Here is a 13,093-nt window from a genome sequence, read left to right on the forward strand (position 1 = left end):
TGGTTGAGCCATTAAAAACCAGATCCTTGCACATCGGTGCGTTCCTTGCGAAATATCGTCCAGTGTGGGGCTCAGCGTTTAGCAGTTTGCCCAGCGCGGCCGCGGTCGGCAACTCGGTCAGCACCTGGCGCGCGCAGTCGTCCCCCCGCCACGCCTGCGGGCTAAATGTGTCGTTTTTTCTGCATACCTGCCCCCAGCCCAAGCCGGTCCAGGCTGGGGGCTGTGTACGCGAATGTGGGGCGGAAAAAGCCTGCAGATCCCTGCAAGGGTGGGGTAAATGCAAAGGGTGGCGAGGACGAAGCTCGGCGGCGATTTTGAGAAGTGGCTCGGGAAAAGGGTTAGTTTTTGAAAATGGGGTGAGAGGTGTGTCGCAGGCCCCGTATTTACTGGGGCTGAGAGCTAACTTTGGGGGGTTAGTTATGGTTAGGTTGAAAGTTAGTAAAATGCAACGTGTTGATTTATAAGGATTTTATTTATTGGTTTTTTAACATCTATAAAGGTTAGGAAATTACTCTGTACTAACCAGAACCTAACCTAGAGCAGTCGCCGCAAAGCCGCGCCAATCAAGGCCTTCAGGCCGATAAGAAAAAAACTAACCTTCCTAACCGTTTTCCGAGGGGTCAACATGAAATCGGGTGGCGAGTATGGGAAGAGGGGATTTGATCAATCCTGCACTGGCGAAATTAAATGTCACCAATGCAGGCATTCAGCGTGTTGTCGTTGCTTGCGAGTGCCGCTGGTGGATTTGTAATGCGTGGAGGTGGCGTATGGAATTGAGTCCATAACCAGATTTAGAGGTGCTACCAGGTGATGAGGGACCCGATTGGGTCATTCCTCTTCTTTTTCGCCTGGACGCAGGAGGTAAGCGGGTTTTGGGAGCTCGAAGGGTGGATGGAAATCCCAATCGACGATTGTGGTGTATTCCGGCGTGTGACGACGAAGATGCAGATACCAGCGTGACGTGTAGTCCCCGTGGCCATTTGTAGTGTCGTAGGTAGGCAGGCCGATGTGGTAGTGCCAGAGATTCCATTTCTGAACGAACTGGACCTTCTCGCGCCACTGTGGGTCGTCGGTAGGGATGTCGCAGGAGGATTTGAGACGACCTTGCATATTGTCAAGGCCGTTCGTTTCAACGGCGGTAACGAAGTCTGAAATGAAACGTGCGTCGTTAGCCGGAAGCATAATGAAGATACGGGAAAAATGGACGCTAAAATCTACTTCGTGTCGATCTCGCGGAGTTTTTCCCGAATCCATTCTATGCGCTCTTCGTGGGTCTGACCGCGCGGGAACGAAATCGTACCTCCCTCGAGTGCGGCGGTCATACGCTGCAGATCGAAGTTGAATTTCCCCGCGTTTTTACGTGATGTATCCATTTGGCTTCTATGCATGTTATGGCCCTTCTGTGGGTCCACAGGCGCTGACCGATTCTCATCGTCAGTACGGTCTTGCTAGTGCCCTAGGTTTGACAGCGAGCGCTGTTGGAGTTCACCAGATCGCACGTAACAACCCTAGTTATTGCAAGGCTAACCACTTCCCAGCGGTTGAGTAAACTTAAGCACACCAGAAGATTTTTGGCTACTGAGTAATTAATAGCTACAAAGGCAAGGTGCATTGCCCGGTGTCCGACCGCTTATTACGTCTCTTGTTACGTGCGGAGGACAAACAAAAGGCCTGCATCGCTGCAAGCCTTTGTTTTTAAATGGTGCCGGCACCAGGAATCGAACCCGGGACCTACTGATTACAAGTCAGTTGCTCTACCATCTGAGCTATACCGGCGTGTCAGGGCGACGATTATAGCGATTGGTTGGCTTCTGTAAACCCCTGAATTCTGACTATTTTTGTTCGGGCTTCAGGTCAGGCGCGCAGCAGGGTTTTCTTGAGTTTCTGAATGGCTTGCCAGGTTCGACTGTTTTGCATTGCGCGCAGCTGTGCTTCGGCCTGTTCGGCGCGTTGCAGGGCGGCGGCGAGTTGGTGTTCGGTGTCGCCGAGGGGGTGGCTGAAGTTGTGGCCTTTGCAGAACTGGAATTCGTCCAGGTTGCACGGCGGGATGTCGAAGGCGGGTTTGAGGTTCAGGTGTTCTTCGGCGAGGTAGTAGGTGTTGATGCCGTCGAACAGGATGGATTGGTAGCCGGCGTCAATGACGAGGTTTTCCCAGGTCTGGTCGCGGGCCCAGGGGGTTTCGATGAGGATTACCCATGGTCGCCATTGGCTGAAGTCCATGCCGCGCAGGACGGTTTCTTCGTGGCCTTCGACATCGATTTTGAGGAAGTGAATGGCGCGGCCCCGGGCATGTTCTTCGCAGATGGAGGTCAGGGTGCGGGACTTGATCGTTTGGCTGCGCACGTCCATGCCGGCGTCTTTGTGCATTTTGGCCATGGCCGGGTCGAGGGTCGAGAGGCCGGTGCCGGCGATGCCGTAGAAGGTCAGGTCGTCAGCACTTTCCCCGGCCGCGCACTGCAGGTTGGTGTCTTTGGGGCGTTGCTGGCACAGGGCCTCGTAGTAGTTGGGCATCGGTTCGACGTTGATGCCGGTCCAGCCGTGGTCGTAGAACGCCTTGGTGACCGAGTCGTGGGTGGGATGGTTCGCCCCCACATCGATGTAGAAGCCGTTCTCGACAGTCTTGAGGGCGCGCCACAGGCGTATGTCTTCGAAATTCTGTGCGTAGGAAATGAAAGTCACTGGCGCATCCTGTCGGAAGAATGTTCTTGTTCGTGGCCGCGCATGCTGGCGCCCTGGCGTTTGTGTATATCAAGAGAAGTGCAGCGGTGCAATTTCCCCTGTCAGCGGTCCGGGATTAGGCATTTATGTCGTTTTCATTAAATGCTTATGCACAATGCCATCGGCAGCGCACTGGGTTTAGGTCGAATTTGTGGATCCGTTCTCATTTGTCCGCAAATACCTGTTTTTTCGATTTTTTATCCGGGTGTACGAAAAATGAACAGTCAGGTTTAAGCCCTGAAACAGGCATGGATATTGGATCCACGATAATTCCATCAACAGAGTTATCCACAGGAAGGATGGGTTTAAGTGCGTTCGGCCAGGAGCAGGAAATTACGCGGCGTGAGCGGGGTGTCGCAGAAGGTGCCGACGCGGACGCTGTAACCCTGTTCGGCGAGGAAAAGTGCCCGGTCAAGGACCAGCCAAAGTTCCAGCGGGCGTCGGAAAAGTCCGCGTAGTAGTTCAAGGTTGCGCACTTCGGCCAGACGCTGCCATCCGGCGGCCTCGAGGGTTGACCAATCTTGCGCGCCGATTGTGGATAACTCTTTTAGCGCGGCCAGGTGATGGCAGTAATCGGCGAAGGGTTTGTCCAGCCAGGCGCTGGGCAGGGAAGGGGTTGGCAGGTACTCGTCCATGCCGCGCAGTTGCCGTTGCAGCAAGTCGAAGCCCAGACGCCGGGCCATGGAGGTGTCGCGTTGACGTCGCACGCGGGCACCGGCGGTAACGGTTTCGCTCATGGGCAACGCGAGGTCGTCGAGGGACAGCTGTAAGCCGGAGCCTTTGGCGGCCGAGGAAATCGGCGAGTATTGGGCAAGACCGATCCGGTTGTAGCAGCACGGCGCAATGGCTATTTGTTTGCAGCCTGTTGCGCTGGCGAGTTGAATCAGTCGCACATGCAAATCACCGCAGGCGTGAAGCGCGACGGGCGTGTGATACGCACTCAGTAAAGAAGCTGCGTCTGCCACGAGCACATCCTGTTCGATATGCAGTGCGTGCAGGTGATGACGTTGGCTGAGTGCCTGGCCGCTGGTGACCAGTGCCGGGTCGTATTCCAGGCATGTCAGTTGTTGCCCCGCTTGCAGCAGGCGGCGCCCCAGATGTCCCTTGCCCGAGCACCAGTCCAGCCAATGCTGCGGTGCCTCGGAAAACTGCAATCGACTGGCGAAGGCTTCGATCTGTTGCCATTTGCGCCCCGGCACATCGACGTTCAGCCGATGGCCGGCCGCTTCGAGTGTGCGTGCAGGCAATTCATCCACGGCACTCAAGACAACGGACATCGTTGCCAGGCAAGCAAAGGGTTCCGGTGCATCTAGAAGGGCAGGTTGGTTGTGAGCGTTTTCCGCGTCTTCCAGCGTTCGCTCACGTAACCAGGAGGCCAAGGCAGGGTAGGACGCTTCCCAGGGTAGCTGCAGATGAGTGAAGGGGCGAGGTTTCCACAGGCCCTGATGCGCTGTCAGAAAAGCATCCAGCGCGGCGAAACGGGCGAGCAGGGCCTCGCCCGTCAACACGCCGGTATCAGCGCCCTTGGCAGGCATCGACGCGCAGCCAGCGCTCCAGCAGCTTGAAGCCGCGCACCAGCACATAGGCCATCACCAGGTAGAACATGCCGGCGGCGAAGAAGATCTCCACCGGCAGGTAGGTCCGGGCAATGATGGTGCGGGCCATGCCAGTCAGTTCCAGCAAGGTCACGGTGCTGGCCAGGGCGCTGGCCTTGAGCATCAGGATCACTTCGTTGCTGTAGGCCGGCAGGCCGATGCGTGCGGCACGCGGCAGGATGATGTAGAGCAGTGCTTTGGGTTTGGACATGCCCAGCGCCCGCGCCGCTTCGATCTCGCCCGGTGGAATGGCCTGTATGGCGCCGCGCAGGATCTCGGCGATGTAGGCCGCTGTGTGCAGGGTCATGGTCGCCGTGGCGCACCAGAATGGATCGCGCAGGTACGGCCACATCGAGCTGTTTCGAACCGCGTCGAACTGCGCCAGGCCGTAGTAGACCAGGAACAGCTGAACCAGTAACGGCGTGCCACGGAAAAAGAAGATGTAGCCGTAGGGAAATGCCCGCACCCACCACAAGCGCGATGAGCGGGCGATACCCAGTGGAATGGCCAGCAGCAAACCGGCGATCACGGCGATGGCCACCAGTTCCAGGGTCAGGGTCGCGCCCTGGGCCAGTCTCGGCAGCCACTTGATGATGACTTCCCAGTTCATTGGGTGCTCCTCGCGAAGCCGCGAGCGGCGCGTTTTTCCAGGAAGTGCATGCCGGTCATCGCCAGAACCGTCAGGCCCAGGTACATGAACGCGGCCACCATAAAGAAGGTGAACGGCTGTTTGGAGACGGTCACGCCGATTTGCGCATGACGCATGATTTCTTCCAGGCCGATCACCGACACCAGCGCGGTGTCTTTCATCAGGATCATGAACAGGTTGCCAAGGCCCGGCAGAGCGATGCGCCACATCTGCGGCATGATCAGCCTGGTGAAGATGCGCCACTTCGACAGGCCCAGGGCCACGCCGGCTTCGCGATGGCCTTTGGGGATGGCGAGGATCGCGCCGCGAAACACTTCCGTGGCGTAGGCGCCGAAGCACAGGCCCAGTGCAATCACGCCGGCGGCGAAGGCGTTGAGTTCGAGGTCGGGGTTGCCGAAGAACTCGCCCAGGGCGCGCATCAGGTTGACCGTGCCGAAGTAGATCAACAGCACCCAGAGCAATTCAGGGATGCCGCGAACCAGGGTCGAATAAGTGCCGCCAAGCCATTGCAGCGGCTTGTACGGGGAAGTCTTGGCCAAGGCGCCGAGCAGACCGAGTACCAGCCCCAGGCACAGGGCCGAGAGTGCCAGTTTCACAGTCATCAGCGCGCCAGCGGCGAGCGCCGGGCCGAATCCGTAGAGGTCGATAATCATGGATTTCTTTTCAAATCGCGGCAGGCAAGGCCGAGAACCGGCGCCATCGGGCGCCGGTCTGGCAGGTCAGAATCAATAGATGCTGAACGGGAAGTACTTGTCGTTGATCTTTTTGTAGGTGCCGTCCGCGACGATTTCTTTCAGCGCGGTGTTCAGCTTCGCGCGGATCGGGTCGTTTTTACGAACTGCGATACCGATCTTGTCGCTTTCTTCCACTGGGTCGCCCTTGAACTCGTAGCCACGGCCCGCGTCGCTTTTGAGCCACTCGTAGTTGACGTACTTGTCGGCCAGGATGCCGTCCAGGCGGCCGGAAGTCAGGTCGAGATAAGCGTTTTCCTGAGTGTCGTAGAGTTTGACTTCAACGCCCGGCATGTTGTCTTCCATGAAGGTGCCTGCCAGGGTCGAGCGCTGGGCGCCGATCACTTTGCCTTTCAAGGAGTCCTTGTCGGTTTTGAAGTCGACGTCTTTCTTGGCGATGAATTGCAGCTTGTTGGAGTAGTACGGGTCGGTGAAGTCCACCGCGCCCTTGCGCTCGTCGGTGATCGACATCGAGGAAATCAGGAAGTCGAACTTCTTGGCGTTCAGGGCCGGGATGATGCCGTCCCAGTCGGAGGTCACGACGGTGCACTCGACTTTCATCTTGGCGCACAGGGCGTCGCCGATCTCTTTGTCGAAGCCGACGACATTGCCACTGGCATCTTTATTGTTGAACGGCGGGTAGGCCGCTTCGATGCCCATCTTCAGGGTTTCGGCCATGGCACCGGCGCTGAACACCAGGGTGGCGGCGGCGGCCAGGAAGACCTTTTTGTAGTTCTGCATGTGGGTAGCTCCGTTAGCGGTTGCTGGACATGAATTGTTTGCAGCGCGCCGAAAGCGGGTTTTCAAACACCTGCTGTGGCGATCCTTGCTCTTCTACCAGGCCCTGGTGGAGGAACACCACTTCACTGGAGACTTGACGTGCGAAGCCCATTTCGTGGGTCACGAGCAGCATGGTGCGGCCTTCTTCGGCCAGCGCGCGGATGACATTAAGTACTTCCTGGACCATTTCCGGGTCAAGCGCCGAGGTGGGCTCGTCGAACAGGATGACCTTGGGCTGCATGGCCAGGGTGCGGGCGATGGCCGCGCGTTGTTGCTGGCCGCCGGACAGTTGCGCGGGATAGGCATGGCGCTTGTCGGCGATGCCAACCTTGGCCAGCAGGGCTTCGGCCACTTCGATGGCTTCGGCCTTGCTCTGGCCGAGCACGCGGCGCGGGGCTTCGATGATGTTGTCGAGCACGCTCATGTGCGGCCACAGGTTAAAGTTTTGAAACACAAAACCGATTTCGCTGCGCAGGCGGTTGATCTGCTTGCCGTCGGCGGCTACCAGTTCGCCGTTCTTCGCGGCCTTGAGCTTGAGTTCTTCGCCGGCGACCAGGATCTGGCCCTGGTGCGGATTTTCCAGCAGGTTGATGCACCGCAGGAACGTGGACTTGCCGGAGCCGGAGGAACCCAGGATCGAGATCACATCGCCGTCGCGGGCGGTCAGCGAGACGCCTTTGAGCACCTCCAGCGAACCGTAGCGTTTGTGCAAGTTGCGGATTTCAAGCGCGGGCGTGGCCTCAGCCATGTGCGTTCCTCATATATGTTGCGCTCCTGCTGTTGGTGGCCTTCCTGGCGAGGCGGCCAACCTAGCATAGCGTTTCAATGGCAGCCAACAGCCCTACGGACAGTAAACGGCTGGCGTGTGGCAGGTTGTCGCATCGGCGCAGCAGACTGTCGCCCCATCTACAACCGAACAGCCGTTTGAACCTTGCCTGTCGATAAAAAGCGCGGTGGCTGCTGCAAAAAAAGGCGCGATGTTGCCAGCTTTGACAGGGTGTTGGAAGCGCTATCCGGCCAAATGCACTGCTTGCGCACTTTTAATGTGCACAGAGCCATTTTCAGGTGTGTTTCCGGTGCACTGACTCGCCACACAATGTGGGTCGCAGGGTAACGCTCTGGCGAAGTGCCATTAAATTCAATGGGTTGCGATGACCGTCCGGTCTGGTTGGAATCACCGGATTAGAAGGATTTGAAATATTTTGGCGCAATTATTGCGTGCAGAATACAGAACGCCCTGTTGGCTTCTTTTTACGAGAAGGCTCGCCGAACGGGATGCATGCATTCGCTTCTCCTTACAAAGGTAGTTTTAATGAGCAGTACCCAAAGCTCTAATGGCCTCGAACAGGGGCTCAAACCGCGCCACGTGACCATGCTGTCGATTGCCGGGGTTATCGGCGCCGGCTTGTTCGTTGGCTCGGGTCACGCCATCGCCGCTGCAGGTCCGGCTGTTCTGTTGGCTTATGCTGCCGCTGGCATGTTGGTGGTGTTGGTGATGCGCATGCTCGGCGAAATGGCCGTTGCCTCGCCGGACACTGGTTCGTTTTCGACTTACGCCGACCGCGCGATCGGTCACTGGGCCGGTTTCACCATCGGCTGGTTGTACTGGTGGTTCTGGGTGCTGGTGATTCCGCTGGAGGCCAACGCCGCCGCGACCATCCTGCATGCCTGGTTCCCTGGCGTGGACATCTGGGCCTTCGCCCTGGTCATCACGATGCTGTTGACCGTGACCAACCTGTTCAGCGTGAAGAACTACGGTGAATTCGAGTTCTGGTTCGCCCTGATCAAAGTGTTGGCCATCATCGGTTTCATTGTTCTGGGCCTCATGGCGATCTTCGGCTTTCTGCCGGGCAGCCAGGTCAGCGGCGTTTCACACCTGTTCGACACCCAAGGCTTCCTGCCAAACGGCATGGGCGCGGTGCTGGGTGCGATCCTGACCACCATGTTCTCCTTCATGGGCACCGAGATCGTGACCATCGCGGCCGCGGAATCGAAAGATCCAGGCAAGCAAATCTCCAAGGCCACCAACTCGGTGATCTGGCGGATCGGCTTGTTCTACCTCGTGTCGATCTTCATCGTTGTGGCGCTGGTGCCTTGGAACGACCCGGTACTGGCAAGCCTGGGTTCCTACCAGACCGTGCTTGAGCGCATGGGCATCCCGAACGCCAAGATGATCGTCGACATCGTGGTGTTGGTTGCTGTAACCAGCTGCCTGAACTCGGCGCTCTATACGTCGTCGCGCATGATGTTCTCCCTGGGCAAACGCGGCGATGCGCCGGCGATGTCCACCCGCACCAACAAAAGTGGCACGCCTTACTGGGCTGTGATGTTGTCCACTGGCGCAGCGTTCCTGGCAACATTCGCCAACTACGTGGCCCCGGCTGCCGTGTTCGAGTTCCTGTTGGCCAGCTCCGGCGCCATCGCATTGCTGGTGTACCTGGTGATCGCGATTTCGCAACTGCGCATGCGTAAGCAGCGTATAGCGCGCGGGGAAAAAATCGCCTTCAGCATGTGGCTGTTCCCGGGCCTGACCTACGCGGTGATCATCTTCATCGTCGCGGCTCTGACCATCATGCTGTTCCAGGAAGCCCACCGCGTGGAAATTCTCGCGACCGGCTTGCTCAGTGCCTTGGTGGTAGCGGCCGGCTTGCTGGTGGCTCGCCGTCGCAATCTGGAAAAGCGTGGCGCGGTGGTGCTGAACTGATCCATACCGCGTAACGCAAAACGGCCGCTGTCAGTGATGACGAGCGGCCGTTTTTGTTTCTGTCGATTGTTCCGTATTCAGTCGACATGAACCCAGTCTTCTACGCGTAACCCCGGAACGCGCTCGAACTCCCGCAGGTTGTTGGTGACCACGATAAACCCGCGTGAGCGTGCGTGCCCGGCAATCATCTGGTCGTACGGGCCTATGGGTTTGCCTGCCTTTGCCAACTCGGATCGGATCATCCCGGTATGTGCTGCTGCTTCATTGTCGAAGGGCAGGACTTCAAGTCGCGCGGCGAAACCCTCGATGACCTCCAGGTTTTTTTCGGGTGCTGCCGATTTTTCCGCGCCGTAAATCAGCTCCATCAGCGTGACCGCACTGATGCACAGTTGGCCGTGATGACGATTGAACGCCTCCCGTACCACTTGTGGTTTGTTCTTGATGGTGAAAATGCAGATGTTGGTATCGAGCATGTACTTGATCATCAGAACGACTCACGCTCCTGATCGGCGGGTTGCTCGCGATCGGTCATGAAGTCTGCCGTGATGCTTTCGCCATCGAACCAGCTGTCCCAGGTTTCACCGGCGGGCGTGATGATTCGGCTTCGACCGACGGCGACGACGTCGACTCGTTTCACGTCGCTTGGCATGGCTACAGCTTTCGGCAGGCGAACGGCCTGGCTTCGATTGCTCATGAAAAGGGTTGTCTGTTCCATTTGGACCTCCTGCGCTTTTATTGGCGCGATGAGCCCAAAGGATAGGTTTTGTGTTGGATATGTCAATGGGATATACGTGGTGCCTGACGGAAGGAAAGTGCTCGATTCAGAGCCAAAAAAACGGCCGCTGTCAGTGGTGACGAGCGGCCGTTTTTGTTTGAGTCGTAACTTTTACTCGGCTTTTTCTTCCGGCGCTTCCAGCGACTCGCGATAGACATCCAGCGCAGCGCCGAAGTCGGCGATGAACTGCGGCTCGCTCAGCCATGCCTGGGCGGCGTCGCGGTCCATGCCGTCGGCCCACATGCGGTAGTCGATCAGCATGTCGGCGGCCAGGTGGGTGGCGGCCATGCCTTCGTCGTCGGCGTGTTCCATGTCCAGCAGTTCTGGATGGTCGATGATGATAAAGGCGAGGTTCGTCAGCAGCACCGAGAGCATTTCGCTGCGGCTGATGGCTTCCGCGTCGCGCATTTTGCTGAACATCGACAGGGTGTATTCCGGGATTGGCTCGCCGAATTCGGGCAGGTCCTGATCCACGATGGATTTTCTGCCAACCATGCGGATCTGCTTGGCTTTGGCTTTTGCACGCTTGGCGCGTTTCTGTTGCTTGTTCAGGGAGGCCATGGGAGCTCAGTTCGGTTTCTGTTGGGTTTGCGCGGCAATGGCGTCGGACGCCGCCACGTAGTCAGCCTGGAAGGCCGGTGATTCGATCCACGCCAGGGCGCCAGCCTCGTCGGTTTCAGCGGACCATTGGCGATATTCGATCAGAGCAGCGAGGATGAAGTCTGTCGCTGTTTCCTCACCCTCCTGCTCCAGTACCAGTGCGATAAGCGGATGTTCCAGAAAGGCCGCGCACATGGCCTGTTGGCTGATCTTTTGTGCGTCGATCATCTCTTTGAACATGTCGGTCAGGTCCACCGATTCGAAGTCGATGCGATCGTCGTTCGGGTCCAGTTCCACCGGCGCGGCAGCCCGCTGGGTGCGGTTCTGCTTGGCCTTGGCCTTGGCGCGGGTGGCGCGTTTTTGCTGCTTGTTGGCGGAGGCCATGGGCGTCGTTCCGTATTCGTTGAAAGGGCAAAAGGCCTAGCTGCGTGGCACTCGCCGCCCGGGGGTATCGGGGGCCAGTTCGCCGTTTTGCAGCCAGGTCAATGCAATGGGCCATAGTGTGGCTTGGTATGCGCTGCGAAAAAAGGCGAAATGTCCGACTTCTTCTTCGCCGATGTCTTCGGGATGGATGCGCAGATGATAGTTTGTGCTGCCGGTGAAGTAGCCGAGCAGGCGTTCGATGGCCGGGATTGTGCCGTAGGGGTCGTCGCTGATGCTGATGGCCAGGGTTTGCGCGGTGACGCCGGCAAAGGGTAGCTGTCCGGTGGTTTTGCTGATCGCGCGGCTGCTGGAGCGCTTCTCGAAACGGGCGGTGGAGAGGCTCCAGTCACGGACCACGCCGGCGGGTGTGTCTTCCAGCCAGCCAAGGCGTTTGCCCGGAAAGTAGCCGTAGAACATCGTCACGAGTGGCATCAGCACATGCCACTTGCCGAACATGCGCCAGCGATGGGCGGGCGCATAGTCGCGCCAGTAGGCGAATTGCGCCCCGACCGTCACCAGGCGCCGGATCAGGTGCCCGGACGCCCCCAGGCCCGCTGCACAGCCGCCGAAGCTGTGGCCGATCACATCGATAGGCTGTCCGGTGAACTCGCGCTGTGCGCGCTTGAGCATCGCCTCGAAATCCAGCGCTCCCCAATCGGTCCACGAGGCTTGAAACCCCTTGAGCGATGCCGGCCGCGACTCGCCGATGCCGCGGTAGTCATAGGTGATGACATCGAAGCCATGGGCGAACAGGTAGTCGGCAAAGCGCGAGTAGTGGCGGCAGCGGACGGACGTGGCGGCGTTGATAATGACAACTGGACGAGTGGTGTCCCGGGTAGCGTGGCGCCAGGTGAAACCGCCGAGGACAAAGCCGTCTGCAGCGGTTTCCTTGAACGGTTCACCGGACGCGATGCGTTGCAATGGCAACTCGATTTGAGTTGGGACGAGTGAAGGCGTTTCCTGCAAATTCATCGGCGTCAGTCCTTTGCGGGTAGCTGCCAACGATAGTCCTGATACCGTTGATGAACAATCCATTCACCTCAACGCAGTGGTTGATCGAGCAGTCGTTCTTCGAGTGCCGCCCATTGCCGATCCAGTTCGTTACGCAGTTCCTCTTCACTTGGCAGGACAAGCTTGTACTTGCTGGCGAGCAGTTGCTCGTTTCCGTCCTGCACGGAGTAACGCACCACGGATTCATCCTTTTGCGCACAGAGAATGATGCCAACGGTGGGGCTGTCCTGCGCGCTGCGTATGAGGTCGTCGTACATGCGCACGTACATGTCCATCTGCCCTACATCCTGATGGGTCAGTTCACCGCGCTTGATATCGACGATGACGAAGCATTTGAGCAAGTAGTTGTAGAACACCAGGTCGATGTAGAAGTCTTTGCTGTCGGTGCTGATGCGTTGCTGGCGGGCAATGAACGCGAAGCCCTTTCCCGGTTCCAGCAAGAAACCCTGCAATTGTTCGATCAGCGCTTGTTCGATCTCGCTTTCCTGAAGCTTGCCGGCATTGGGTAAACCAAGAAACTCCAGTACCACCGAGTCACGGACGAAATCCCGAGGGCTGGCCTTCATGTTTTGAATGTGGGTGGCGGCCTCCTGCTTGACGCTGCCGCGATCGCAGCTTGCCAGCAGGCGTTCGTAATACAACGTATTGATCTGGCGTTCCAGGGCGCGGCTTGACCAGTTTTGGGTGACCGATTCGTTCATGTACCAGAGGCGGGCGCTGTCGTTGTCGACCCGAAGCAGGCGGCGGTAGTGGGTCCAGCTCAATTCGGAACGCACTGCGTTCCAAATTGGAAAAGTTTGATAAAAATCCCGCATGTAACGCAGATTGCGCTCGTCAAATCCTTTGCCGAAGTCGGCACTGAGCACTTTCGCCAAAGTGGCCAGTAAGCGTTTGCCATACCTCGCTCGCCGAGCCCCTTCCTGCTCGAACTCGACAATATGCCGACCAATCTGCCAACAGGTTTGCACTTGAACGGTATCGACCGCCCGTAGCGTCTTCTGACGTGCCTGATGGATCAATTTGCCAAGGTTGCCAAGCAGTGATGCCAGATGTGGATCGTGAGTGTCGTTGAGTGTGAGGGCTGTCATGAGGTCTTCCGCAGCAGGT

At 58.0% G+C, this 13,093-nt stretch carries 14 protein-coding genes and 1 tRNA gene; 1 reads left to right on the forward strand and 14 read right to left on the reverse strand.

Features of this window, described 5'->3' with window-relative positions:
* Positions 1 to 828: 828 nt before the first annotated feature.
* From ACM6IK_RS28905 to ACM6IK_RS28940, 8 genes are all read right to left on the reverse strand, one after another.
* Positions 829 to 1,254, reverse strand: coding sequence for a hypothetical protein (locus ACM6IK_RS28905; RefSeq protein WP_414877010.1), 426 nt, complete (start codon positions 1,252 to 1,254; stop codon positions 829 to 831).
* A gap of 446 nt (positions 1,255 to 1,700) precedes the next feature.
* A tRNA-Thr gene (locus ACM6IK_RS28910) sits at positions 1,701 to 1,776 on the reverse strand.
* A gap of 78 nt (positions 1,777 to 1,854) precedes the next feature.
* Complete coding sequence (locus ACM6IK_RS28915; RefSeq protein WP_414877011.1) at positions 1,855 to 2,679, reverse strand: FkbM family methyltransferase; 825 nt, start codon at positions 2,677 to 2,679, stop codon at positions 1,855 to 1,857.
* Between the two features lie 344 nt (positions 2,680 to 3,023).
* The gene (locus tag ACM6IK_RS28920) at positions 3,024 to 4,253 is read right to left on the reverse strand and encodes a methyltransferase (RefSeq protein ID WP_414877012.1); all 1,230 of its coding nucleotides are present in this window, start codon (positions 4,251 to 4,253) and stop codon (positions 3,024 to 3,026) included.
* The gene (locus ACM6IK_RS28925) at positions 4,234 to 4,923 is read right to left on the reverse strand and encodes an ABC transporter permease (RefSeq protein ID WP_108216169.1); all 690 of its coding nucleotides are present in this window, start codon (positions 4,921 to 4,923) and stop codon (positions 4,234 to 4,236) included. The genes ACM6IK_RS28920 and ACM6IK_RS28925 overlap by 20 nt, the downstream gene beginning before the upstream one ends.
* Positions 4,920 to 5,615: an ABC transporter permease gene (locus ACM6IK_RS28930; protein WP_108216170.1), complete on the reverse strand. Its 696-nt coding sequence runs from the start codon at positions 5,613 to 5,615 to the stop codon at positions 4,920 to 4,922. The genes ACM6IK_RS28925 and ACM6IK_RS28930 overlap by 4 nt, the downstream gene beginning before the upstream one ends.
* Positions 5,616 to 5,687: 72 nt before the next feature.
* On the reverse strand, positions 5,688 to 6,434 hold the full coding sequence (locus tag ACM6IK_RS28935) for an ABC transporter substrate-binding protein (protein ID WP_414877013.1): 747 nt from the start codon (positions 6,432 to 6,434) through the stop codon (positions 5,688 to 5,690).
* 13 nt (positions 6,435 to 6,447) lie between these two features.
* A complete protein-coding gene (locus ACM6IK_RS28940) occupies positions 6,448 to 7,221 on the reverse strand; it encodes an ABC transporter ATP-binding protein (protein ID WP_007922616.1) in 774 nt (257 codons plus the stop codon).
* A 564-nt stretch (positions 7,222 to 7,785) separates the two neighbouring features.
* Between ACM6IK_RS28940 and gabP the strand changes: the two genes are divergently transcribed.
* Positions 7,786 to 9,177 (forward strand): GABA permease, encoded by a 1,392-nt coding sequence (gene gabP / locus ACM6IK_RS28945; protein ID WP_414877014.1) that lies wholly within the window; start codon positions 7,786 to 7,788, stop codon positions 9,175 to 9,177.
* Between the two features lie 77 nt (positions 9,178 to 9,254).
* On the opposite strand, the gene vapC is transcribed toward gabP, so the two are convergent.
* From vapC to ACM6IK_RS28975, 6 genes are all read right to left on the reverse strand, one after another.
* Positions 9,255 to 9,662: a type II toxin-antitoxin system tRNA(fMet)-specific endonuclease VapC gene (gene vapC, locus ACM6IK_RS28950; protein WP_414877015.1), complete on the reverse strand. Its 408-nt coding sequence runs from the start codon at positions 9,660 to 9,662 to the stop codon at positions 9,255 to 9,257.
* A complete protein-coding gene (vapB, locus tag ACM6IK_RS28955; protein WP_056725827.1) occupies positions 9,662 to 9,892 on the reverse strand; it encodes a type II toxin-antitoxin system VapB family antitoxin in 231 nt (76 codons plus the stop codon). Before vapB ends, vapC begins: the two co-directional genes overlap by 1 nt.
* 171 nt (positions 9,893 to 10,063) lie before the next feature.
* Positions 10,064 to 10,513 carry a hypothetical protein gene (locus tag ACM6IK_RS28960; RefSeq protein ID WP_414877016.1) on the reverse strand — a complete coding sequence of 150 codons (450 nt, stop codon included), beginning with the start codon at positions 10,511 to 10,513 and terminating at the stop codon, positions 10,064 to 10,066.
* A gap of 6 nt (positions 10,514 to 10,519) precedes the next feature.
* A complete protein-coding gene (locus ACM6IK_RS28965; protein ID WP_056725823.1) occupies positions 10,520 to 10,936 on the reverse strand; it encodes a hypothetical protein in 417 nt (138 codons plus the stop codon).
* 36 nt (positions 10,937 to 10,972) lie between these two features.
* Positions 10,973 to 11,947, reverse strand: a complete 975-nt coding sequence (locus ACM6IK_RS28970; protein ID WP_414877017.1) for an alpha/beta fold hydrolase — start codon at positions 11,945 to 11,947, stop codon at positions 10,973 to 10,975.
* A gap of 68 nt (positions 11,948 to 12,015) precedes the next feature.
* The gene (locus ACM6IK_RS28975; RefSeq protein WP_414877018.1) at positions 12,016 to 13,074 is read right to left on the reverse strand and encodes a PDDEXK nuclease domain-containing protein; all 1,059 of its coding nucleotides are present in this window, start codon (positions 13,072 to 13,074) and stop codon (positions 12,016 to 12,018) included.
* Between the last annotated feature and the right edge of the window lie 19 nt (positions 13,075 to 13,093).

This window comes from Pseudomonas sp. IT-196MI5, assembly GCF_949767415.1.
Taxonomy (GTDB): domain Bacteria; phylum Pseudomonadota; class Gammaproteobacteria; order Pseudomonadales; family Pseudomonadaceae; genus Aquipseudomonas.